Annotated in this window: 26 protein-coding genes; 13 read left to right on the plus strand and 13 right to left on the minus strand. The window is 49.0% G+C overall.

The window, feature by feature from the left end; genetic code table 11:
* Positions 1-73: 73 nt before the first annotated feature.
* Complete coding sequence (locus AC27N8_RS07065) at positions 74-1447, minus strand: extracellular solute-binding protein (RefSeq protein WP_487065372.1); 1374 nt, start codon at positions 1445-1447, stop codon at positions 74-76.
* 633 nt (positions 1448-2080) lie between these two features.
* On the opposite strand from AC27N8_RS07065, the gene AC27N8_RS07070 reads away from it, so the two are divergent.
* Positions 2081-3115: a LacI family DNA-binding transcriptional regulator gene (locus tag AC27N8_RS07070; protein WP_487065374.1), complete on the plus strand. Its 1035-nt coding sequence runs from the start codon at positions 2081-2083 to the stop codon at positions 3113-3115.
* Positions 3116-3117: 2 nt separating this feature from the next.
* Here AC27N8_RS07070 and AC27N8_RS07075 read toward each other — a convergent pair whose 3' ends face one another.
* Entirely contained in the window at positions 3118-3879 is a 762-nt protein-coding gene (locus AC27N8_RS07075; protein ID WP_487065376.1) for a zinc ribbon domain-containing protein, read from the minus strand.
* Positions 3880-3987: 108 nt separating this feature from the next.
* On the minus strand, positions 3988-4752 hold the full coding sequence (locus AC27N8_RS07080) for a sensor histidine kinase (protein WP_487065378.1): 765 nt from the start codon (positions 4750-4752) through the stop codon (positions 3988-3990).
* Between the two features lie 433 nt (positions 4753-5185).
* On the opposite strand from AC27N8_RS07080, the gene AC27N8_RS07085 reads away from it, so the two are divergent.
* Positions 5186-7237 (plus strand): APC family permease, encoded by a 2052-nt coding sequence (locus AC27N8_RS07085; RefSeq protein WP_487065380.1) that lies wholly within the window; start codon positions 5186-5188, stop codon positions 7235-7237.
* Positions 7238-7248: 11 nt separating this feature from the next.
* Here the strand turns inward: AC27N8_RS07085 and AC27N8_RS07090 are convergent, their stop codons facing one another.
* Together AC27N8_RS07090 and AC27N8_RS07095 are read right to left on the minus strand one after the other, a co-directional pair.
* Positions 7249-7998 (minus strand): hypothetical protein, encoded by a 750-nt coding sequence (locus AC27N8_RS07090; protein WP_487065383.1) that lies wholly within the window; start codon positions 7996-7998, stop codon positions 7249-7251.
* Between the two features lie 284 nt (positions 7999-8282).
* On the minus strand, positions 8283-8687 hold the full coding sequence (locus AC27N8_RS07095) for a nitroreductase family deazaflavin-dependent oxidoreductase (RefSeq protein WP_487065385.1): 405 nt from the start codon (positions 8685-8687) through the stop codon (positions 8283-8285).
* A gap of 238 nt (positions 8688-8925) precedes the next feature.
* Here AC27N8_RS07095 and AC27N8_RS07100 point away from each other — a divergent pair, with 238 nt between their 5' ends.
* Entirely contained in the window at positions 8926-9549 is a 624-nt protein-coding gene (locus tag AC27N8_RS07100; protein WP_487065387.1) for a hypothetical protein, read from the plus strand.
* Between the two features lie 39 nt (positions 9550-9588).
* On the opposite strand, the gene AC27N8_RS07105 is transcribed toward AC27N8_RS07100, so the two are convergent.
* Both AC27N8_RS07105 and AC27N8_RS07110 read right to left on the minus strand, forming a co-directional pair.
* Positions 9589-9978, minus strand: a complete 390-nt coding sequence (locus tag AC27N8_RS07105; protein ID WP_487065389.1) for a hypothetical protein — start codon at positions 9976-9978, stop codon at positions 9589-9591.
* A 256-nt stretch (positions 9979-10234) separates the two neighbouring features.
* Entirely contained in the window at positions 10235-10606 is a 372-nt protein-coding gene (locus tag AC27N8_RS07110) for a hypothetical protein (RefSeq protein ID WP_487065391.1), read from the minus strand.
* A 442-nt stretch (positions 10607-11048) separates the two neighbouring features.
* On the opposite strand from AC27N8_RS07110, the gene AC27N8_RS07115 reads away from it, so the two are divergent.
* Positions 11049-12089, plus strand: coding sequence for an NB-ARC domain-containing protein (locus tag AC27N8_RS07115; protein WP_487065393.1), 1041 nt, complete (start codon positions 11049-11051; stop codon positions 12087-12089).
* Positions 12090-12188: 99 nt separating this feature from the next.
* The gene (locus AC27N8_RS07120; RefSeq protein WP_487065395.1) at positions 12189-13736 is read left to right on the plus strand and encodes a tetratricopeptide repeat protein; all 1548 of its coding nucleotides are present in this window, start codon (positions 12189-12191) and stop codon (positions 13734-13736) included.
* An 89-nt stretch (positions 13737-13825) separates the two neighbouring features.
* On the opposite strand, the gene AC27N8_RS07125 is transcribed toward AC27N8_RS07120, so the two are convergent.
* Positions 13826-14599, minus strand: coding sequence for a sugar isomerase domain-containing protein (locus AC27N8_RS07125; RefSeq protein ID WP_487065397.1), 774 nt, complete (start codon positions 14597-14599; stop codon positions 13826-13828).
* A 170-nt stretch (positions 14600-14769) separates the two neighbouring features.
* Positions 14770-15606, minus strand: a complete 837-nt coding sequence (locus tag AC27N8_RS07130; RefSeq protein WP_487065399.1) for an inositol monophosphatase family protein — start codon at positions 15604-15606, stop codon at positions 14770-14772.
* Between the two features lie 208 nt (positions 15607-15814).
* On the opposite strand from AC27N8_RS07130, the gene AC27N8_RS07135 reads away from it, so the two are divergent.
* The 3 genes from AC27N8_RS07135 (at position 15815) to AC27N8_RS07145 (ending at position 17704) form a co-directional block, all read left to right on the plus strand.
* Complete coding sequence (locus tag AC27N8_RS07135; RefSeq protein WP_487065401.1) at positions 15815-16423, plus strand: TetR/AcrR family transcriptional regulator; 609 nt, start codon at positions 15815-15817, stop codon at positions 16421-16423.
* Between the two features lie 59 nt (positions 16424-16482).
* Positions 16483-16656: a hypothetical protein gene (locus AC27N8_RS07140; protein ID WP_487065403.1), complete on the plus strand. Its 174-nt coding sequence runs from the start codon at positions 16483-16485 to the stop codon at positions 16654-16656.
* Between the two features lie 85 nt (positions 16657-16741).
* Positions 16742-17704 (plus strand): aldo/keto reductase family protein, encoded by a 963-nt coding sequence (locus AC27N8_RS07145; protein ID WP_487065405.1) that lies wholly within the window; start codon positions 16742-16744, stop codon positions 17702-17704.
* Between the two features lie 21 nt (positions 17705-17725).
* Here the strand turns inward: AC27N8_RS07145 and AC27N8_RS07150 are convergent, their stop codons facing one another.
* On the minus strand, positions 17726-18040 hold the full coding sequence (locus tag AC27N8_RS07150; protein WP_487065407.1) for a hypothetical protein: 315 nt from the start codon (positions 18038-18040) through the stop codon (positions 17726-17728).
* Between the two features lie 383 nt (positions 18041-18423).
* Here AC27N8_RS07150 and AC27N8_RS07155 point away from each other — a divergent pair, with 383 nt between their 5' ends.
* The 3 genes from AC27N8_RS07155 (at position 18424) to AC27N8_RS07165 (ending at position 19394) form a co-directional block, all read left to right on the plus strand.
* On the plus strand, positions 18424-18651 hold the full coding sequence (locus tag AC27N8_RS07155) for an MbtH family protein (protein WP_487065409.1): 228 nt from the start codon (positions 18424-18426) through the stop codon (positions 18649-18651).
* Between the two features lie 47 nt (positions 18652-18698).
* A complete protein-coding gene (locus AC27N8_RS07160) occupies positions 18699-18971 on the plus strand; it encodes a hypothetical protein (protein ID WP_487065411.1) in 273 nt (90 codons plus the stop codon).
* 87 nt (positions 18972-19058) lie between these two features.
* Positions 19059-19394: an MbtH domain protein gene (locus tag AC27N8_RS07165; protein ID WP_487065413.1), complete on the plus strand. Its 336-nt coding sequence runs from the start codon at positions 19059-19061 to the stop codon at positions 19392-19394.
* 261 nt (positions 19395-19655) lie between these two features.
* Here AC27N8_RS07165 and AC27N8_RS07170 read toward each other — a convergent pair whose 3' ends face one another.
* Entirely contained in the window at positions 19656-19904 is a 249-nt protein-coding gene (locus tag AC27N8_RS07170) for a hypothetical protein (protein ID WP_487065415.1), read from the minus strand.
* A gap of 160 nt (positions 19905-20064) precedes the next feature.
* On the opposite strand from AC27N8_RS07170, the gene AC27N8_RS07175 reads away from it, so the two are divergent.
* Positions 20065-20304, plus strand: a complete 240-nt coding sequence (locus AC27N8_RS07175; protein ID WP_487065417.1) for a hypothetical protein — start codon at positions 20065-20067, stop codon at positions 20302-20304.
* Positions 20305-20322: 18 nt separating this feature from the next.
* Here AC27N8_RS07175 and AC27N8_RS07180 read toward each other — a convergent pair whose 3' ends face one another.
* Both AC27N8_RS07180 and AC27N8_RS07185 read right to left on the minus strand, forming a co-directional pair.
* Positions 20323-21435 (minus strand): S-adenosylmethionine:tRNA ribosyltransferase-isomerase, encoded by a 1113-nt coding sequence (locus AC27N8_RS07180; protein WP_487065419.1) that lies wholly within the window; start codon positions 21433-21435, stop codon positions 20323-20325.
* Between the two features lie 4 nt (positions 21436-21439).
* Entirely contained in the window at positions 21440-22153 is a 714-nt protein-coding gene (locus tag AC27N8_RS07185) for an SDR family NAD(P)-dependent oxidoreductase (RefSeq protein ID WP_487065421.1), read from the minus strand.
* A 952-nt stretch (positions 22154-23105) separates the two neighbouring features.
* Here AC27N8_RS07185 and AC27N8_RS07190 point away from each other — a divergent pair.
* Complete coding sequence (locus tag AC27N8_RS07190) at positions 23106-24242, plus strand: protein kinase family protein (RefSeq protein ID WP_487065423.1); 1137 nt, start codon at positions 23106-23108, stop codon at positions 24240-24242.
* Positions 24243-24295: the final 53 nt, after the last annotated feature.

Genomic DNA, 24295 nt, shown 5'->3' on the forward strand with positions numbered 1-24295 from the left:
AAACGTTGGCGCTTGCGTGCTGTTACGTACGTGAAGTGGAACATCGCACGCGAGCGTGCGACGCTACAATAGATCAGGCTTGATTGAGAACCTGCTGGAACTGCTTGACCGCTTGATCCAATAATGTCTTGGGATTGGCATTGGCATTAGTTAAAACCGCTTGTACGACAGAGTCAAGCTGAGCATACATCTTTTGCGTCTGAGCGCGTGGCTCGGCACGCAGTTTCAGGCTGGATGAGGTAAAGGGCTTGTAGTTCGCCACCGGGACGTTGGCGTATTTGTTGCCAAGCTCTGTCAGTTGCTTCTGAAAATCGCCGACAAAGATGACGTTGGTGGGCAGGCCGACCAGGAGCTGATTCTTTGTGGCTTCCTTATACTGACTCTCCAGGGTCGTCAAGTTTAAGTTGGAGTAGATGACAAAGTCGACGGCGGTCTTCAGGACGTTTTTGGCCGCTTTGGGATTGAAGACGAAGACCGTTCCACCAGTCAGGGCAGCATCTCCGCCATTTTGAGGCATCGGTCCAATGCCAAAGTCATCCAGATTCGCCTGATATTGGAACTTGAAAGGTGTCATCGAGTCTGGAGCCATCACGGCCATGGCAATTTTATTGGTAGCCAGTAACTGCAATAGATCATTCTGCGTATACAGCTGCTGCTTGGTGGTCGACTTATCCTTAAAGCGCATATCCTGGAGCATCTGAAGGATACTGATTCCCTTATCGCTATTAAAGAGTGCGGTCTTACCATCTGCAGATTGCATATCGCCGCCAGCGGTATACATCCAGTTGGTAAAATGCCATCCACCCTGATTCTGAGTGCTGGTCTCAGCGTATCCGGCAACGGTTGAGGTCGTCAGTTGCTTCGCATACTCCTGGAACTGCGCCCAGGTGGTCGGGGGCTTATCGGGATCAAGGCCGGCGGCAGAGAACATCTTACGGTTGTACCAGAGCGTCAGCGCGTAGCCAGCGGTCGGGATGCCATAGATTTTGCCTGAGGCATCGGTAATGATCGACTGAATGCTCGGATCGTAGCTGGAATAGTACTTCCAACTCTTGATCAGGCTGGTGATATCGGCGGCGGCATGCTTCTGAATCAACAACGGGGGCTCAGTAAAATAGCTCGCCGTCGCATCCTCGGCTTGGCCGGCAGCCACTTTCGCAAAATAGGTGGTTGGATCGTATGGATCGTCCTTGGGTGTAATCTTTTCACCCGGATACGCCTTCTCAAATGCCTGGACAGTCGTATTATACGACTTGATCGCGTCCGGCAGATTGCTGGCGGGCAGGTTATTCACCGATGCGGTCCCTCCAGAAGTGGTCGTCGAAGTAGTGGTCGAGCCGCAAGCGGCCAGAGCATCCAGGCCAATCACGCCAGCGCCGAGGGTCGCCGAATAGCGTAAAAAGTCACGACGGTCGAGTCCAGATGCCTTACGAATAAGCTTGTCCATGGATAAAGCCTCCTTAAAAAAAGACATGAGATTATAACGTCATGTTGTTGGCATGTCTGTAATGACAAGGTCACAACGTACGAAGGTTGACAATCAAGGGAGCGCGATACGGCCGCTACTCAGGTGACAACAAGATAAAGCCGTGTTTGGACAATGGGCAATGGCGTTACCTGCATGCTATGATAATTGGTAGATGTGGGCTTCCACAGATAAGGACATCTCTGGAAAAAAGAAGACAGTCGGAATAGAATGAGTTGCTGAAAGATGAAAAGAGCGCCATAGCTTATCAACCTCCAAGGAGATACATTCGTCTCACAGTGACGAAATATCTAAACAGATACACCTGATTGCCGCCAGATTGGGTAACGTTAACCTGTTCGTATGAACAAGCGACATCCTTGTCTATACCCCGAACCGGCGAGAATTGAGAAATAGATTAAGGTTAACGTTTAACTTCATGCTTGTAAGAAAAGGTAACATAGAAATTGGCGATTGTCAATAGATGCGGCGATTCATGTAAGAAGTAGCTTGTACTACAGGATTAGCGCCCGTAGGTTGACAATCCAGGAAAAATCATGGTACGATAAACGAAACAAAAATGAGTTATCGTTTACCTAAAGCTGAGGGGAATGTATGACGCTGGAGCCGAAACAATTCAAACGGTTAACAATGGCGCAAATTGCTGAGGAAACCGGCGTTTCAATCACAACCGTTTCCAAAGTACTGAATAATCTGCCTGGCGTAGGCATCCAGACACGAGAGCGCATTCAAAAAGTCGTCGAGCGCTACGACTACGTCCAGAACCACGCCGCGCGCCATCTACGCAAGGGGCAGAGCGGCTTAATCGACCTGGTCCTGATGCGCTTAGAAGGTGGCTATGATGTGGGGATTATGCATGGCATTCAGGATGCACTTGAGCAGAGTGGACATCGTCTGGTCGTCTTTGCCACCAATGAAGATGAAACAACGGAGCGTTTATGGTTACGTCGCATGCTTGATCAATCAACCGATGGCGTACTCCTGCTCCTACCATATGAGAAACTGGGCATTACAGAAGCCTTAATGGCGCAGCAGATCCCCTTTATCGCCATCGGTGATCGCAACGAGCCGACCACCGCCTTCCCGACCATCGGCTCAACCATCTGGCTGGGAGGCTATACCGCGACAGAATATCTTCTTTCATTAGGACATAGGCGCATCGGTATTATCACAGGTCCACTCCATCTCATGACCTCCCGCGCACGCCTGGCGGGATATCGTGAGGCGCACGAGCGTGCTGGCGTTCCAGTCGATCCAGCACTCATCTGCGAAGGAAATTATCTTTTAGGAGATGGCATAAAACAGACCTATGCCCTGCTCGATCTTGATGATCCACCAACCGCTATTTTCACCTTTAATGATGCTCAGGCCACGGGTGCGTATCAGGCGCTTTATCAGCGCAACATCCGCATCCCCGAAGACATGAGCATCATCGGCTTCGACGATGTTATGTATACCGCTCAGATGGCTCCGCCACTGACAACGATCCGCCAGCCTCTGATGGAGATGGGGAAAATGGCCACCAATATGCTCCTCAAACTCATCGCCGGCCAGCCGCTCGACTCAAATCACGTTGAGCTCTCGACCTCCCTGGTTATCAGACAATCCTGCGCCCCACCCAAACAGTAGCGTTACGTTAGTAACTTTGTGCCGCATTCAGGGCAAAAGCGTGTACTATTCTCCAGTTGTACAGAGCAACTGGGACAAAAAAGTTGTGGGGTAGGAAGTTTCGTGCCGCAATCCTGGCAAAATTTCCCGGGAGGGCCTACTCTGCGACAGGTGGGACAGGCGACCTCTGTGGGATATGTGACGTTGCTGAATGGGCTGAGCTGTTGCGATAGCGATTGGACAGGCAGTTGGGCATGCGAACTTCCGGGGCTGCCGGGCTGGATCAGATCCGGAGTGACCGCCGATGGGATGGCGTTAACGTTGAATTGTGGCGCTTGATACTGCTGTTCAATCTGTGAGCGCTGAGCGTCGACATTCATCTGATGCTGGAATTGCGCACCATCAGCTTTGAGGTCAGGTGCACACTGGGTACAGAGGTTCAACTGCACATTGAAGCAGCGCATGCAGACGGTGCGGTGACATTTAGGGCACAGATGAAATTCATGCTGGATATCTCCCCAGGATTTCTGTAATGCCTGAGCCTGTTCAGCATGCCATTTTGAGCCGTACATCTTTTCGCCAGCCTCGGCAGCCCGCCCCCAGAAACCGTTGAGCATGCCGATACCAATGTCCATCACCGTCGTGGCCGTCGCCACCTTTGAGCGGATCGGCGCAGTATCAATCTGCCAGTAGCAATGCTGACAGGTAAAGCGAAAAGCAAAGTATCCCTGCGACTGATCACTCATATCCTGATAAATATTTGGAACAACATAATTTTGTGCCATCAAATTCCCCTTGTACATGCATTGAAAAAATACTTCTCTCTGCTCATATAAACTCTGAGAGCAGGCGTTTTTTTCCTCTGAATGTCCAGGGAAAACGTTTGTTTCGCATCATAAACAGTTGACAGGCTGAAGCGGCAGATCAAACCAGAAGGTTGATCCTTCGTGGAGGACGCTTTGGACGCCGACCCGACCATGGTGCTGCTCGATAATCTTACAGCTCAGATATAAACCTAATCCCAGGCCACTCACGCCCGCTTCGTAGTGCACTTCGACATCGGGTACTTGATAAAAACGTTCCCAGACCCGGGACTGATCCTCCGCTGATAATCCCACTCCCGTGTCGTGTACGGAGACAGAGGCAAACTCGCCATTGTGTGTGAGACGGACTTCAATTGGCTGGGTCACTGGCGAATATTTGAGGGCATTGGTGATATAGTTGAAGAGAACCTGGCCGATTCGATCTGCATCTCCACAGAGGATCAGCGCGACATTTTCCGTGCTTCGAAACACAATGTGACGCTCGGGAGCCAGCAATTTCACATCAGCGACCGTATGGAGCAAGAGCACCAACAGGTCAAATGGCTGCATGGAGAGCTTAAAGGCATGCAACTGTTGCACATGTGAAGAGTCAAGCAGATCGGTAATCATACGCTCCTGCACATTGGTACGCGAGATCGCATAGGAAAGCGGTTGACGAATATGTTCCATGGCCTTCAGGAAGGATGGATCATATTCTCCTTGCTCCAACAACTTATCCAAACGCCGCAGTGCCAGTTCCGCATTTCCTTTAAAGGTCGTCAAAGGAGTCCTTAATTCGTGACTGGCCAGACTCATAAAAGCATCATAGCGACTATCTTCGTTATCATTCGGCACGCGTTGCTCCAACAACTATCTGACCTCGTTTTCTACTAGCCTGATCATTCCTACGATCAACACCGATGACATCTATCCAATGATAGAACTACACGCTGCGGGATCGGCAACATTTATCGATAAGCTGCGACCATAGCTAAAATCATAGAAATACACATATGATTATCTATTCATAGCTCATCCACCTAAAATCGCTATAGGATAGTATCAATATAGCACAATCTTCTCATATGATCAAATTTCCAGGAGCTCATCCAGGACAGACAATACAGCTAAAGCCCCTTTTCCATCAAGTATACTCTGCTTACATCCGATAAATCGTGCAAGCGAAGCGTATTGCTCTCCTTATTCGTGCTAGAGGCAGGCTACCGCAGCAAGGAGATAGAAATAAACACGATTTTCATCAAACCCGTCAGAAAGAGTTAACGATATCATGAAACAGCATTCACAACGAGATACAGCACCTGAGAAGAATAGCGAAGGTGCTGGACAACTTGGTCCTTTGCTCTGTTGGGCCGTCGTATTTGCCGATATAGGAACCTCAATCTACTATGTGCCAGGTATCCTTTATCAGACGGTCAATGCTCTGGCAGGATTTTTTGTCTTCCTCACTATGATAGTTTTTATCTTGCTTACCTTCAAATACGTCGAGGTCACCTATCGCTTTCCACAAGGTGGAGGAGTCGTCACAGTATCGGCACGTGCCCTCAATCGCTGGTTTGGGGCTCTGGGAGGCATGTTTATTCTGGTCGACTATTTCCTGACAGCCGCAATCAGTTGCTTATCAGGAATCCTCTACTTTAGCGTCATCCTGCCGAGTCTCGGGCCTCAGCACACCATCATTGGCTTCTCGATAACGGTCTGGATCACCATTCTGATGCTGGTGCTGCTCGGAGTACTTAACTGGATCGGGGTGAGCGCAAGTGCCAAAGTCAGCATGGTAGCAGCGGTCATCGCGTTTCTCAGTGATCTGGCCATCCTCGTCACCATCTTCACCCACATGACCTTCTCCCAGGTGCTGGCGCTCTTTCCCAGGATGTTTTCCACCCACACTCTGACACCTGTTACGCTATTAGTAGGATTCGCAGGCTCATTCTTAGCATTTTCTGGCCTGGAAAGCATCTCGCAGCTCTCGCCGGTCATGAAGTTGCCTCGTAGCAAAGTGGGACGCAGTTCAATGTTTCTGGTGGTGCTGACGATCGGCCTGACCAGCCCCCTGCTCGTGATGTTTTCGACGCTCCTACTACCTCAAGCGGCCGCAGATCCAGTGCTCTCCAACCAGCTGATCTCCTTACTCGCCGGAAAATGGGGAGGACCATTCCTCCAGACAGAGGTTGCCATCAGTGCGGGTGCATTACTCATCTTTGCCAGCAACACCGCCATTATCGGATCGTATCACGTCTTTCTGGCGCTCGCACGCATGGAATTCTTTCCCAACTGGCTACTGAAGCTCAATAAACTACGCGGGACGCCACACTTCTCCATCCTCATCGCCACAGCGGTACCAATCATCGTCCTGCTCATTGTGCATGGTGACATCAACATCCTCGGCGACATGTATGCCTTCGGACTACTCGGTGCCTTCTCTCTGACATGTATCGGGATAGATATTGTCCGCTTCCGCGAGCGCAAAATCCGCGCACAGTTGCGTGGCACGATCAGCGATACAGCACAACGCGAACAGGTAGTCGCCTCCGAAGAAAACGCTCTGGAAAACGAGCAGATGAATAGCAGTTTCAAGGAGAGCATGGAAAATATTGAACATTCCCAACTCTCAGAAAAAGAGGAGCAGGAAGTACGCCAGCCCAAGAAAAATCCAGTACCGGCTCAACAGCCAGAACCGGAAGGAGCATGGACGCGCTCCACGCTTAACTTTGTGCTGGGCATCTTCACCACCTTGCTGGTGCTGACAGCCTGGGGCACCAATCTTGTCGCCAAGCCGCTGGCGACCGCCTTTGGAGGCACGGTGGCAGCACTCGGCATGTTGATTGCCTATCGGAACTACCAACATGCCAAAAAGAAGGGGCGTATTCCCGTTCTGACGACAGGAGTGGAAAGTGATTTCAAAGCACAGATACTGGCCATCCTCAGTTCAGACGATGAGATGAACGATCCGATCGTCGACACAGCGCTGGCGGACTGTGATCACAAACCGATCGTCTTTCTGTATCTAGGAGAAAAGGCTTCGAGCCATAAGATGGAGCCATTCAGGATGATAGAGACCCATTTGAACGACAATCAAGCCAGAGATCTCATGGGACGTATCAATGCTCGTACAATGGAGCAGCAGATTGAATGCCGCTTTGTCTTTCGGCATCAGCATCCCGGAGTGATCGAAGAAATCTGGCAATCGATTCATCCCGACGAAACGATCATCTCGGCCACACAGGCAACCCACTTGCACGAACCCACATCATCCCTACCGGTCAGAGTAGTATCAGATCAGACGAATAATCAACTCATACATCTACAAAAAATACAATAACGACGCTACCTTTACTCCTGCGCGAGATTCTGTGTCACACGATCTAATTGAGCATAAAAATGCACATGGTCTTGTGCAGGTATTTTATCAAAAACGGCAACATCCAATGTATGATGCTCAAAATTTATCTGATCAATCTGCTTTTTTGACAATTTCGCCGATCGCGATGGCCGTGACCTTGTGATGAGATTATCTATTTTATCGATAATCTCGTCAGAGGTAACTGAGTTCCACCAGTTCTCCCCAAAAGCTTTGTGCGAAGCGATCTGAGCCAACCTTATTTCGTTTGCATCATATTCAGATGGAGAATAATGATTTTTAAAATCCTCAAAATCCGCTGGACGACGCTGCATAAACCTGTGATACTTCCTGGATGTGGATGCTTGTTCAGCCAACAGGGATGGATTATCCATCTCTGCGGTGGAGACTCTTAAATATGACGTATCGCGCCTGCTAGCCCTGGAAGGTCTCGCTAAAAAATTGGATCGGCTCTCTTCATCTGAGGAGTTTTCTCCGCTGCCAATATCAGCACGTCTGCCACCTCCAGTCAAAGTCTCCATGTTTCGAAGCACATCACTATTCGATTGATTATGCGTATCAGAGAAATTACTCGCATGCTCTAAACGCATTCTTTGTCCTGATGGATCATTTGGATCGTCTCTATTTCTGAGGAAATCCCTGGTACGTGGATTGCCCGTATCTGAAGTCTGCCTTGGTTGGATATTGTCAGCCTTCTTGCTCCACCGAGAATCAGAAACCATGAATTTCCTCTATCACATTGAATTTCCTGCTTGCGATAATATGTGTAAATATTTATACTCCTCTTGGCGTGTAGAGGTCCGGCAAACTATCACACCTTTTTCCTGGCTCAGCGGGGATTTGCTGCGTGGGGCCATCTACTGGTTAGTCATGGAATATATCTCCAGGGAGAAGAGTTCCGTTACCGTACCAGACACAACAGAGGCTATCGAGCCAGATTCATAATGCTTATAAGCTTGTGTACGAGTCATGCCAATTATTGGATCTCGTATACAAGCTTACGACACTACTTGGGTTGCAAGGTAATCAGGGGTATTTGACGTGTCGTCTGCGCTTGATGCTCGACGATCACGGGCCATCCCTCGACAGCAAGAGCCCACAAGCGCTCTCGCTCCGCGCCTTCTGCGACCGTGGCAATGGCATCGAAGGTCTGATTACCTACCTCAACCACGACCTCGGGATGAGCAAGCAGATTGAGATACCAGTCGGGATGCTTCGGCGCTCCAAGTACCGATCCGTTAATAATGAAATGATCTCCTTCAGATAAATATGCGAGTGGCGTCGTGCGTGGCAAGCCAGACTTTTTTCCTGTCGTGGTGAGTAGGAGCAAGTGTGCACCTGCAAGGCGCCCGCTCACTTTTCCTCCATGGGCACGAAACTCTCCTATGACATGCTTATTCCAATCACTCATGCGTTATACGCCCCTTTACTGGATATAAGATCAATTTTCCTACTGAAATTATATACGAAGTAGCGGACATAAGCGATCCTTTATTACAGAATTTTCATACAAAATCCAGATGGCAAACATAACTTAATTTATTGGCAATCTCTGCAAAGTGGCTTGCTTTGCTACACATCCATACAGAGCGTTGGCACGTGTACCTAAGCGAGAATATTATTATGTCAAGGAAGGAAACCACGATTGTATGCTCCAACAGCTATCCTCGCAAGAAGAGGGTCAACCTAATGAAATGATGATGTTGGGGGAGAGTTATCAGATGGGAACTCCAGAAAAGGCGTATTATACTATCTACACGCAAGAGGATATACGCCGCTATCGTTTTTCTCGCCTTTTTATGGGCTTTCTAGTATTCTTCACCCTGGCCTTAATGGTCACTACAGCCTCAGCCGTGATAGATTTGTTTTCTGGCTATCATCCCTTTTATGTGGGATTGATTCCTCTTGGAACAATGATAACTCCTTTGATATTAGCATATACTAACGCGATGCGATCCAAGTGGGGCAATCGACCGATCATTAATGCAGAGCATCGCCAACAACGCGTCTATATTTATCAGTATGGCCTGATCAAGCAGACTGGGCAACGTTGTGATGTCTTGCGCTGGCCCGAAGTCTTTAGAGTCACCTATACTCCACGACAGATGCCCGATCCACAACAGCCCAAAGCGCAGTCGCTCAGCACAGCCAGAGGCGATGCCGGTATTGAAATTATCCGCCATGGTGGACTAAAATTATCTCTCAGTGGCGCGTTGTCCAATATCGATGAGGTGGCCTGGCACCTCAATTACCACGTAAACGTAGCGATGTAATCTGGCTACGCTTACGTGCAATCTGTCATGACTTATCTTCTATCGTCTGGTGCCCCGGTAAGCGATCGGGCCTTCGTTCTTCTTCTGATAGTAGCCAAAAAAGCTACTGCCGTCTGATTGAAAGCTGATACTGCCCGAATTACCCATTTGATCTCGCCAGCTAATACTGGCTAAATTTCCGATAATGCCATCATTGAGCGCAAAGGTGAGATCAGGTGCCTGATGCCATTGGGTGATCGATCCCCAGGAATTCTCGGTTTGATAGGTGACACTCTGAGCTGTGTGTTGTTCAACATGCTCGCCCTGTGCCTGCACAGGCGCGGATTCGATGGCGGCTAAGGCGACTGTTCCCAGTCCAATCGCTCCCAATGATGTAAGGATTTGACGACGACCATAGGTTGAGTAGACATCTTCATCGTTTGGATTCATCTTATGCTCCACAAATTAAGGTATTTCATCAATCAAAATAGTCCCGTTTAACTGCTCAAGGGCGTTTAAAAGACTATCTTATTACATATTAATCGCCGATCTAACAGATATCTATCGATGCAGATAGAGGGTAGATGAAAATGATCATAACGACACGAAGAGCACATATAACAAATTGGGTTACTTGATATCTAGTGATCAGGTAACCCAAATGTTACATGCAGAGATGGTTAGCAATCATCTTCCTCAGCTATCCCTAGCACCAGGATGCTCTAGTAGGCGATAGATAGATGACCGTTACAGTAAGTGAAAAAGGAAATATATCCCATCGGTTTCCATCACAGAAGAGGTGTGTGGAACCATCGGCCGTTACAAAGAATCCAGACCAGCCTCCCGCGTAGAAGAAGTAGATGGCGTCAGCAACAGCATAGGTACCTGAACATTGATAAAAATGGTGACTTAAAAATCCATGTAATTCAGCTTCAGCCGATGGGTCCTGACACCCAAGAGCAATGGTGGCTTTCGCTGGATGAGCCGTCTGAGCGGAAGCAACCCTGGTGCCTCCAAAGGCCAGAAAGCTTGCCAGCAACAGAGCAAGAGAAGCGATGACAATAATCTTTTTTGACATTAGTTCCTTACCTTTCGGTAGAGTACCCAAAGATGGGTATATTTTTACGGGACGTCACAGAAAAAGCGCTTATTCAGCATTGTAGCTATTTCGCTTTTATCTCCTATAAAATGCGGACTTGCAAGTATAGGCTATTCTCTATACGCGCTCCTCAACTTCATACATCCACGTCTCAATAGTACTCAAAAACCACTCAGCAAGAAAGAACATTACCTATCATTTAGCCAACATTTGCACGCAACAAAATATCATCTGGCACGTCTATTATAGTAATAGTCACCCAGGCACATCGCCCAGTTTCATCCAGAGGGAAAATATCATTACGCTAAAGCTATATATAGTTCATATTCCTGACAAATAGCTATGAAAACCTTTTGATAAAGTAAATGGTATAAATGGTGTATTTATCCATTTAGCATACACAAGCAAAAGGGGTGGATTCATGATGACAGTTCAATGGAACGAACAGTTACGATTGGAACGTATCAATCGTAACTGGCGACAGCATGATCTGGCGGAACAATTGGGAACATCGGTTATCACAATTCAGCGCTGGGAGCAAGGGAATCATCTACCAAGCGTATATTTTCGTACCAAACTATGCACACTCTTCGGCAAAAGTGCACGAGAGCTCGGTTTCACATCCGATGCTCAGTCATCTGCCCGGAATACCACCATTGAACAGGATAAGCTTGAGGAGCGTCCAAGCACAAGCTTAACAGCGAACAGATGGAAAGTTGAGAATGAGCAGAGACAGCCAGATAAATCAATGCACATATATGATCCGGCTATCCCCTTTTCTCTGCTTAAAGATGGTACGCTGATTGGTCGGGACAGCGAACTACATCTTTTGAGGCAACAGATTTTGGCCTACACGGGATCTCTGGCTTTATATGGACTACCTGGCGTCGGAAAAACAGCGCTCACGCTCGCTCTGGCTCATGATCCAAAAGTTGTGGATGCTTTCCCCGATGGCATCCTCTGGGCAGGTCTCGGTCAGCATCCAGACTGGTTTCGCCTGCTCAGTAGATGGGGAACGTTACTTGGTTTAGCCTCCTCCGAGATGGCTACGGCAAAAATGGGGAACGCGCATACCCTCGCCAGTCTGATTCGGGACACCATTGGGAACCGCCGCATGCTACTCATTCTGGATGATGCATGGAACATTACAACCGCTCTGGACTTTCGTGTTGGAGGGCGGCAATGTGTTCATCTGGTGACTACGCGTCTTCCACCTCTGGCGCTACACTTTGCAGGCAAGAAGGCACTACACCTAAGAGAGTTAAATGAGTCTGATAGTATTGCTCTTTGGCGACAAGTGGTACCAGCAGTAGTGAACGAAACGTCCAATGAAATCCATAAGCTCGCAACTCTGGTAGGAGGACTACCACTGGCGCTCACCATTATGGGCAAATATCTCCAGGTGCAAGCCCATGACCATCAGCCACGCAGGATTCGTCAGGCACTTGAGCAATTGCATTAGGCAGATACAAGGTTACATCTGACCGCTCCACAAGCTTCTTCGGAGCATCCACCGAACTTTTCGGTTGGCACATCGCTCTCGTTACAAACAATCATCCAGATGAGCGAGCAGCAATTAGATCCGCAGGCACAAGAAAGATTTCGTGCGCTCTCGATCTTTCCAGCCAAACCCAATAATTTTTCGGAGGCAGCTGCGCTAGCCGTCTGTGACCTATCAGAACGGGACCTTGATCAATTCAGCGATATGGGCCTGCTGGAAAGTTCCAGTCCTGGTCGCTATACCTTACATCAGACAATCGCAGACTATGCACAACAGCATAGCTCAATCGCCCACGTGGAAGAACAGATGGTGCTATTTTTCATCACGTTCCTTAGAGAGCATCAAGCTAATCACACTCTGCTTGAGCAGGAATATGCAAATATTTTGATAGCCTTTGAGATCGCTCAACGCCGTGGCATGGAACGATTATTCCATGATGGTATACATTTATTTATCCCTTTTCTGCAAGCGAGAGGCTTCTATACATTGGCGGTGACTTATCTAAAGCAAGCCTGGCAGGCCACATTATCAACTCACGATGAGGAGGCTGAAAGTAGAAACTGGTTTCATCTGGGCAGCATCGCCCATATTCGTAGCGAATTAGCCCAGGCCGAACAGTTCTATCAGAATGGACTCACCAAAGCTCGCAAGATCGCTAATGAAGAACTTATCAGCCAGCTGCTTGCCTATATAGGAGAAGTTATATTTAGTCGTGGAGATTGGCTCAGAGCTGAAGGCTATCTGAAAGAAGGGCTGGAACTTGCATACAAACGAGAAGATCATCACATTGCCAGTCTTATTTTGAGGAACCTGGGAGAAATCGAAGATGACTATCGAGCTGAGCCAGTACGCGGAAACGCTTTCTATCTACAAGGACTCAAACTTGCCCGCCAGATTAATGACTGGCACGCAATGGGATCATTATTACAAAACCTGGGAGTGAAGGCCGAGTGGAAGGGCGACTATAAGCAAGCATATGCATACTATCAAGAAGGCATGCTCTGCGCTCAAAAGATACAGGATATACAGCGGGTGAGCGCGATCGAGATGAATCTAGGGATGCTGGCATTCAGACAAAAACAGTATCAGCAAGCAGAAATACACTATCAAGAGGCGTATAGATTAGCACTCAGGGTAGAAAATATAGTGCGCGAAAGCGGCATCTTGCAGAATATGGGCATGTTGGCCAGTGAAAGGAAGCAGTGGAAGTACGCCAAACAATGTTTACAGGAAAGTCTGGAGCTTGCGAAGAGCGTTGGGCACGACTGGCTCTGCAACGAGACATTGAACGAGATTGGTGAATTGCATCTCAAGCAACAGCAGATTGAGAAAGCAGAGGAAGCATTTCAAGAAGTCTTGAGCAAATCTGAACGTTTAGGTGCACAACATTTGAAAGCATCTGCAATGTATGGGCTGGCGCGTGTTGAAGCAAGCAGGAATCATATCATTGAGGCCAGAAGCTACGGTCAAGCCAGTCGCGCCTTATTTGCAAAAATGGAGAATATTATTGCCCAATATATCACAACCTGGCTAGCTACTCTGGATGTGAGTAATAGTCACACGTCTCTCTCTAACAGATCAAACATAGATCAACTGCCACTCACATAGTCTCATCAGACAAAGTGGCCCGTAAGACATCCCGGCACTGCACTCATATGTTTTCCAACACTATAATCCTTATACAGCGACAAGTTACATTAACCCTTATAACGGACACGCTTTTCATAGCGTCGCTGAAGCGTCAAATTGCGCTCAATGCCTCCCTGGATGTTATCCGAGACGAAGGCGGGGACCTCTTTTCCGCGTGCCAGCAGTTGAGCAGCTATCTCGGTGTTGAGCAGTTGGGCAATCAGGACGCCGATGAGCGATGAGGCTGAGCTGATCTGTTCTCCCGCCGGAAGCTGCAACAAAGTGTCTCCGCTGGCGGTGCCGTTGTCGATAACGATATCTGCAAGCTCGTAGAGTTTTTGGCCCAGCGGATGGCGCGATGGAGTACGCTGTGTATGCTCCAGAGAGGTGAGGGCGATTAGCAGGTGTCCGCGCTTTTTGATCTGGTGAGCATATTCGACGATGGCCGCGTTGACCCCCGATTGCGAGGCAATCAGAAAGATATCCTGCGCCTCGATCTGATGACAGTCGAGCAACGCTTTGCCTGCTTCCAGATCGCGCTCACATTCCAGGCTGCGAGCACGCTCCAACGGCCAGTTGCCATAGAGAGCCAGATCCTCGAAGTCGATGCGATTGATTGGCGCTAATCCGCCAGCCCGGTGGACCAGTTCAGCGGCGAAGGCACGTGAATGCCCCGAACCGAAGGTATGCACAACCCCATCACGCTCAATGCAGTCGGCGCAGAGTTGTGCGGCCCGCTGGATGGCTTCAACCTGGGTGGCAAGCACCTTTTCCATCAAACCAGAGAGTTGCAGCCAGCATTCCTGAAATGTGATCGGCTGATCGCGATAAGATGCGCTCATATTGCTCCTTTGGATACTTCCTTTTGACATAAGCATAACCAGCAAAAATCAGCACATCATACGATGAAAGTGGCACCGAGCGCAAGCATCGCGACCAAAAGTAACAGCTGTAAAATTTTTATGCCTGGCTATATTGGCTGTATTCAGACACTTCTATTATTTCACTGATGTTAGACGATCGCTGAAAGAGCCTCTACAGCAGCGGCGTGGAGTTTGGGTGAAGCAGCAAGGAAGTCAGGGCTGCCGGGTCGCCAGGGCTGACCATGAGTGTCACTGACGATACCTCCTGCTTCCGTGATGAATAAGGCCCCGGCGGCAATGCCAGGCAGCACAGGCTCATATTGCCAGAAGACATCGTAATGGCCGCTAGCAACCATAAGCAGAGGAAAGGTCGAAGGAACAGTCGCACGAACAAGCAAGGCACGGCCCAGCATAGCAATAACCGCATCACCGAAACGCCGATAGGTGTCTGTCTGTCCAGCTTCGGCCTGACCAGTGGTGACAATCGCCACTGCCAGGTCGGACTTGTTCGAGGTGTGGAGTGGCTGCCCATTGAGATAGACCCCTTCTCCACGCACTGCTGTATAAGTCAGGTCTCCGATTGGCTGGTACACTGCGGCCAGAACAGGGATGTTGTCTCGGAGAAGGGTAGCGCTCACACACCACTCTGGCAGCCCGTGGACGTGATTGACGTTACCTTCCACAGCATCAACTACCCACCATTCACCGGGAGGCAGCCCAATTGTCTCCTGCTCATCGTCCACCCATTGCGCCTGGGGGCGGGCCGCCATCAAGGCAGCCTGCAGATCACCAAGAGATGTTTCCTCGTTACGGCGTCCTGCATTCGCGATCTCATTCCAATCACCTGGGCGGGCATCAGGCGAATAGAGCGCAAGCAGTCGCGTGCCAGCCTCATGTACTGCATCAATAACCTTCGTTAACAACGCCGCATCCTCTGTCACGCTAGCAGTATCAGAATATGGTGGGGGTGTAATATGTCTATCCATTGTTGTTCTCTCCTGAATTACAAAAAGTCGCAGCAGCAGATGCAGGATACTCCTACGCCAACAGGGAATAGTCCTCTTGACAAAAGGCTCCTGCTCTGCATAATATTGACCAAACGATCAATGCATACGGAGTATAACATTACATTGACCAAAGGGTCAATACATTTGCAATGAAATTTCTGTCTGCGCTTTCATCAGGAGGGTCATTATGCCAGGGAAAAAAGCGTCTGAAGAATCACGACGGGAGCAAATCGTGCTGGCCGCATATCGGGTCGCAACGCACGAGGGGTTGGAGCGACTGACCATTCGTCTGGTTGCCGCCGAGGCTGGATTAAGTACGGGCCTGGTCTTCTTCCATTTCAAGTCGAAAGAGCTGTTACTGCAAGCACTCTTAGATTGGTTGCTTGATTCGCTCTTTGAGACCTGGCAAGTCAGTGAAAATGTACCACCTGTAGAGCGTTTGCTCGCATGGCTTCAGCTTGATCTTCAAGACCTCTCACAAGATGAGCAAGGGACAGATAGATTGAGACTGTTTATCTCGTATTGGCCACTCGCTATACACGATCCTGCCATCGATAAACGTATCAAGGACGCGATTGAGAGCTCCAGGCAGACACTATTGCCTATCATACAGGCAGCGATCGATAGCGAACCAGAACGCTTTCATCAGGTCACATCCGACGGATTGATGGCCGTAATACTGGCTATTACGCAAGGTTGCGCCATGCAGGCCCTGCTTAGTAATCATCGCGTTGATGCAGAGCAGATCCTATCAGCTATTCGTGCACTGGTATATCCATCCCCCTCCGAAAAGTAGCGGCGCGGCTCCGCCGTGCTGTCTGTGACTCGTACGACCACGTCGCCCATGAGGTTCCATTGAGAGATCTTCCCACCGTGGATCGTCTCGTCGGCGTTGCTTCCATCTGCATGTGGAACGGTTTCGTACGTCCAGTGACAGCACGGCGGAGCCGCGCCGCTACGTGGGCGGGCTTGGATGACTGGTGCCAGGGGTCATCCTGGCTGGTTGGACACGGCGCGGCGTTTGAGTAGAAGCGTTCAAGGTTAGATTGAACGTATACTAAGTAAGCAGCCACTTTAATATTGGTTGATAGAAAGCATAATGGAGGCAAAAACAATGGAGTATCGTCATTTGGGGCGTGCTGGTGTCCGAGTAAGTTCAATCGCGCTGGGCAGCTGGCTCACCTATGGCAATGCGGTAGAAGAGCAGATCGCTATCGATTGCATTCATCATGCATATGAGTCTGGAATCAACTTTTTTGATACCTCAAATAATTACAATAATGGTGAGGCCGAGAAGGCTGTCGGCCTGGGCTTGAAGGATTACGAGCGAAGCTCTTACTTTTTGGCGACAAAGGTGTTTTTCCCGATTGGAACCGGTCCCAATGATCGTGGCCTGTCGCGGAAGCATATTATGGAGCAGTGCAATGCGAGCTTGAAGCGTTTACAGGTTGACTACATTGATCTGTATCAGTGCCATCGTTACGATCCCGAGACGCCTATCGATGAGACGTTACGGGCGATGGATGATCTGGTCAGGCAGGGTAAGGTTCTCTATGTGGGAGTGTCAGAATGGACGGCGACGAATATTGCCGATGCCACGCATATTGCGCAAGAGCGTAATTTCGATAAGATCGTATCGCATCAGCCGTCGTACAACATGATCGATCGTCACATCGAGCCCGAAGTCGTGCCGCTCTGCGAGCGCGAGGGTATCGGGCAGATTGTCTTCTCACCACTGGCCCAGGGAGTCCTGACAGGGAAATACAAGCCGGGTCAGAAACCGGCCTCCGGAACACGAGCCGCCAATAAGCAGACAAACATGTTCATGCAACATCTGCTGACAGATAAGACTCTCTCAGCCGTGCAGGAGCTTCAAAAATTAGCCGATGAAGGTGGCTATAAGCTCAGCCAGCTCGCGTTGGCCTGGGTCCTACATCGCCCCAACATCTCATCCGCCATTATCGGAGCCTCGCGACCCGAACAGGTAGATGAGAATATCCGCTCAACCGAGATTAAACTATCGAAAGGTGATCTCAAGCGTATCGATGACATCTTAGAAGGCGTGATTAGCTACTAGGCATCCAAGGATACGCTCTTGTCAGCTTAAGATGCTTTGCTCCTGAGCTGACAAGATACGTTCAGCCTCTTCTTTGAGCAAGACACGGTTGCTCACTCTTGTCTCGTAGAGCTGGACTTCACGTCCCAACAAGATGCCAAGATCAACCATGAACTGCTTGTAGGGGAGAATCAAAGGGCCATTGGTATCTAGCGTTTGATGATAGGCTCTAACACGCGGATCATCAGATAGCCACCAGCGATTATCTCCGTAGCTATCGAGGACTTTTACCAATTCGTTGTAGGCTTCAGGTCCTAGAGCGGCTCTTTTTTGCTTTAAGTAGGTGTCGTTGTCCATTTTTTTCGCCTGACTTTATGTGATTACAATGATAATTGATGCTTGATCATGCTTAGCACTAGCGATCCACACGGCGGCAGATAGCTCGAAATGATACCATCTGTCTATGTTTATGCTTGCGACACTCATATATGGAGAATGGAAGGCGAAGAACGTAAGAGAGCACAAAGAACCGGCTTTACAGTGGGGAAAGAGGCTCAAAACGTTATTTTCTACGCGGAGCAGAGCTCATCAGAAAATCTATGAGATATAATGATTATACATTATTTTGGGAAGAACCACAATCTATAGGCCCAAATTAATGCTGCGCTGGCGTTCACAAGATGGACAGCCTTTGATAGAATAGAACAAGAATAGTATTTCAGTGTAAGGAGATATCCACAATGGCAACCAACGATGAACAAGAAGATACACGCATCTATAAAGTTGTCCTCAATCACGAGGAACAATATTCCATCTGGCTCGCCGACCGAGAGAATCCTCTTGGCTGGACAGATGGTGGCAAAAGTGGCACCAAAGCTGAATGTCTGGAATACATCAAGGGAGTCTGGACCGATATGCGCCCGCTGAGCCTGCGCAAAAAGATGGCTGAACAAGAACAAAATGCGTAAAGATAAGTGGCCTTATCGCTCCAGCCAATGCAAGAGGAAGAAGACTAATGCGTAAATATTGTAAAGCATATCCACTCCATGAAATGCGCCAATATCCAGATTGGCAGGAGAGCCCTGCCGAAAACGGAGCAGTATTGAGCGATGACACCATTGTCTATCTCTGGGATGATTTTACGGTCGTCGAGAGCCCTATTCTCAACCAGGGAAATCTGTTCGATACAGTCACTCCTGCCTGGCAAGAATTTTGTCAGCAAACCTTGAAATTTGCGATCCCAGAAGATCTACGCTATGCCTATACAAGCCAGGAACCCGGCGCATAAAGGCAAAGGTCCCTGCTATTTTAAAATAAAGACAGAAGCTCTCAAGCCCACAAGAGCGATCGCGGTAAGCAAAAGGAGCATGAAAAGATGAATGAATTGGTACAGCGGCTCTCAGAAGGAGAACATCCTATCACGGTCGGCGGCCCGCAACCTTCACTGGAAGAGCTACAGAAACGTGTCACTGAAATGAAGTATGTCTTCATCAAGTTCACAGGCACCCGTGGAGGTACAGACCTGGGAGTCCGCGTCGATAGCGATAAGACTGATCTCAGTCAGGCCAATTTCGAACGGGGCAGCGGAACCGCACACATCGAGGGCACACTAACCCTGAATTACGTCAAAGTGCGCTGCATTGCCGATATCGATCTGAGTACCCTCAATGGCACAGGACACCTTGTCGCCTTAGAAGAGGTACACGCATAAGCGCAGAATCAGTGCACAGTAATCCCCAAGCAGCTCAGGCAAGCTCATGCTATGCTAAATCAGCGAGAACTTGCCTGAGCTCATTAATTTCTCTCATCTCTACCCACAAAGTTATTCATCCTGAAGATGAATGCCTATGCCGCTAGTGGGCTCGCTTTCTCCAGTCTGGTCGAAGCGTCCGCAGGATCACTATCTCAACCTCACGATCAAACGATATCTGTTAGCTGGAGCAAGCATCCAGACAAAGCCCAGCTGGAACGATTACCTTTGATACGCATCATCGGTCAGGCACTGTAATACATTACTATAATATGCCAGAGACTCTCTCAGGAGCACAAAATCCTCTTCATTTAACTCTCCATTGCCAGTTGCCAGCTTCTTTTCTAGTTCGTTTAAGAGCGCCGCACCTTCCCGTGTCTCGTCACCAGTCGACAGATTATATTCTCTATACGACCTTTCAATAGCGAGAAATGCTAATCGCTCATGGTCAATTAATTTTCTTGCATCCATAGATCTCCCACAGGTCCTCATACATAGGCAGATTGATTTTAAGCGCATTCTCTTTTATACTTCATTATATACTCAATTATTGAATAATCAATCACTGAGCATGGCGACCTTGTCTTGTTTTCAACAGGCAAACACTGATAAGAAAAGAGTGGGAAGAAGGATGTCAAGGCTAGAGATTGAAGCGCGATTCTTTCTATTTACCTCATTGGGAGCAGTGGTACACTCAGATCAGTTTTGCCTGGACACATTCGATCGAGAACAAATGGTAACTGATCTTCTGGCACATTATCCCTTTGAACGCTGGTATGAAATGCAGATCTTGACACGTGTACAAGTGAGTATGTGGCTCGAACAGGCCTTGCTTATTCTCACATCTGGCCCGCATGATTCCAATCATTGATTGATACTTCTGACCGCATCAGGGCAGGATCAGATGCAGGTCGCCAAATTCGTGCCAGAGGTATCCCGAGCTTAAAGCCTCTTGATAGGTGAGCTGAAGGTGCTCCGGGCTGGCAAGGGCAGCGAGCATCAGCAGATGGGTAGCTTGAGGCTCATGCAATCCGGTCAGCAGTCCGTTGACAGCATGGATGCCACGTTCTGGCGTGATGATCATGCGTGTCCATCCTTCGCCGGGATGCGTGTGACTATGGTTGTCAGTGATCGTCTCCAACGCTCGGATGACGGTCGTTCCGACTGCTATCACGCGCCGACCATCGGCGTGCGCGGCATTGATGATCTGAGCGGTCGTCGCTGGCACACGATAGTATTCTTCGTACGGAGGTTCATGCTTCTCCAGGCTGGCAACTCCTGTATGGAGCAGTAATGGCGCAATCTGGATACCACGAGCGACCAGCTGGGTGATCAGCTCCGGAGTAAAGGCACGACCGGCCGAAGGCATTTCGGCGCTCCCCATTTCTGTCACATAAACCGACTGATAATATGTGCCAGGCCACTGTTCCTGTACGTAGCTATAGCGAATGGGAAAGCCATGGCAGGCAAGATAGTCCTGATAGGCTGATGGTAGGTGCAATGTAGCGATCCAGAGCCGTGGTTGCGCCGGCAGCGTCGTTACATCAGCCTGAGCCTCGTAGGGGGTGTGGAGCGTTGCACTGGCACCTGCGGGCAGTGCCAACGTCATGCCAGGAATAGCGTCATAATAAGGGCGCGTCATTTTCCCATCAGGTATACGCACCTCGACAATCCAGAGGTTGGAGGGCAGGCGCGTCGAGAGATGAAGCTCTAGCAACATACCGTCAGAGCGTGTCACAGCAAGCGCGGCATTTAACGTCCCGCTGGTATTCACAACCAGCACGTCACCTTCGCTGAGATAGTCGCCCAGTTGCCGAAATTGCGTATGGACGACGCGATCATCTGAGCGATAAGAGACCATCAGACGTACCTCATCACGGGACAATCCACGGGCCTCGGGAGGCATACTGGCTTCACATTCCGGCGGTAGCTCGAAATGAAGCACTTCCGCATAAGCCCTCTCTGTCTGCGGCAGAGAGGTTGTAGTTGATGCTTGTATCATAATCTTATCCTTGGCCCAGCAAGCGAGCACTGTAACGACCACTGAGATAGTTACCTGTCAACAGTTTGAGCAAACCTGGCACGCTTTCTTCAGGTAATGGTCGATCAGCAATATCTTCTCCGGGAAAAGCATCCTGATGCATCTGTGTTCTCATATCGCCAGGATCAACCCAATAAATGCGCATGGCCTCATCTTCAACCGAAAGGATATGCGAAAGCTGCTCTAAAGCGGCCTTACTTGATCCATAGCCGCCCCAACCTGGATATCCCTCCACGCCTGCATCACTCGTGATATTCACAATACATGCTCCAGCCGCCATATATGGCCTGACCGCCTGAATCAGGCCCAGCGGAGCAAGCACATTTGTCCGATAGACCTCTTCCAGCACTGTCAAAGGATACTCATACAAGAAAGGGAGCGGACTCGCCCCCAGAGAGCTAGCATTGTTGACGAGAGCATCCAATTGGCCATGCGCACGGATTACGTCGGCGAGCGCCTGGCGATGAGAGGCTTCAGAAACATCGCCAGCGATAGCGGTCACTGCTGTCCATGACGACAATTCAGCACGTGCCACCTCCAAAGCAGCCTCGTTACGGGCATCAATGATCAAATGCCAGTGCAACTGCGCAAGCTGGCGAGCCAGAGCCAAACCTAATCCACGAGAAGCACCAGTAATCAATGCTGTCCGTTGGCGAACGTTGTCAGTAACATGAGTCATATATCAGGCTCCTTTCAGATAAATGATCTTTTATTGTGCTATCACTGTACCTGAAAAGGCGCATGCGCGTACTGAGCGGGAGAACAGTATTTTCGCTGTCCAAAAGGACAGCCGCAGATTTTCTAGCGTATCTTTTATGTATTATGTTGCATACAACAATTTGCAGTTTCAGGCAAATTTCCAGTTGCTTGCTTCAAGCAAAAGCATGCCTCTATCGTTCCACTAGCAGAGAACGATAGAGGCATGCTTACTATTTTCATTCAGACCATTGCGCACGGCGTTGACAATTACATTTGTAGAGCACGACATACTTAAGGAAAAGGTTCAAGCAGAAAAACCTCTGCCTCCTGTATTATATGACCTCTCTCTTATGGCTGATCTTTTCCCAGAGACGACGTTGCGGGAAATATCGGTTTCCTGATATTTCTTGTCACGACATGGCTATGAGAGACTGCATGCGCTGTTCCAACATTGGCCTCTGGTTGCGCAATAGATAACGTTAAAAACAACTCTCCTAGCAATAAGAGACTGACTAGCATGAGATTAAAATTGCTTCTCTGAAAACTAGAGATTTTCAACCTCTGAAATGGAGATCGCATAGAAATTTTTTCTTCATTTTTGAGTCAATTCACTTCATAAACTTTCAGCAATCAACACCTTCAACTTTAATTATAAATGTATAGACAAGCAACAACATCCAAAATATTCACATACATACTTTTTACATATAGATAGAAAAACAGAAGCATTATGACTAATATTGCATTTAAATCTAATTTTTATCTCTCTGATTCAAAAATAAAAGAGAAGCCAATCACAACCACAAGAAGCCCTTGACAGGAGGGTTTTTCTATGGTATATCTACTCTATCAGAGTTAGTGTACTATTTACACTAACTCTGATAGAGTAGATAGATAACCTGATCATCCAGGTAGGCGAAAGGAGTTTCGGAGTGAGAAATGTAGAACTCGATCATATGAAAGCAGAACTTGATAAGGCATCCAGGCCAGAAGACGTCTTCGGTCCTGCCTCAGGGACGCCGGACGAGATGCTGCTGACGACGAAAGGAGTCTTCAGACGGATCGCCAAGGTTGTCCATCCCGACGCCTATCAGCAAACAGAGCAATTTTTGAGAGCCAGCACGGCCTTCAAAAAATTAGTACACTTCTGGGAGCAGGCGCAAGTCAAGATTGAACAGGGTACCTACGGTACGGCAGATGCTGCCACTCAGAGCGACACATTTATGATCCACATCAAAGGGCATACATATGCGCTCACGCGTCTGCTCAAGCAAGGAGATCTGTGTGGCCTGTATCGGGCTACTACGCAGGTTGCAGACAAGCAGATCCAGGAGATCCTCAAGATCTCGCTGCAACCAGCCGACAACGATCTGGTTGCCAATGAGGCTCGGATTCTTAGCCATCTGTGCAGGAGCGACGACTATCAGAAGCAGCGCCATTTTGTCTCACAGCTCAACAATACTTTTTCCTATCGGGAAGAGGCATCAGGTATGGTCCGACACGTCAACGTGCTCGCCTATACACCGGGACTCTATTCTTTAAAGGAGGTGCGCGAGGCTTATACGTCGGGCATAGATCCCAGGGATATGGCGTGGATCTGGCGACGCTTACTGATTGCACTTGGATTTGCACATAATCATGCAGTCATCCATGGAGCGGTGCTCCCCACCCATGTCCTGATTCAACCCGAGCAGCATGGTGTGGTACTGATTGATTGGTCATATGCCACCCTCAATTCTGCGGTGACAGGTGAACGTATCAGTGCACTCAGCGCTCCCTATCGTGCATGGTATCCGGGTGAAGTTCTGGCGAAAGAGGTTCCCACTCCGGGATTGGATATCGCCATGGCTGCTCGCTGTATGGTCGACCTGCTGGGTGGTGATCCATACAAGCAAACGCTGCCAGCCACGATCCCCTGGCAGTTGCAAAACTACTTGAAGGGATGCATGCTTCCGCTGGCCCAACAACGACCACAGGATGCGATCAGCTTGCTTCAAGAGTTCGATGACTTGATCGGACGCCTGTGGGGACCACGGCGTTTTAGAGAGTTCGCAATGCCCGGACGTTAACGGAGCTCGGGCAAATTGATCGTCATCATTAGCACATAGAATGGAAGGATACA

This window comes from Dictyobacter sp. Z7_2, assembly GCF_057551105.1.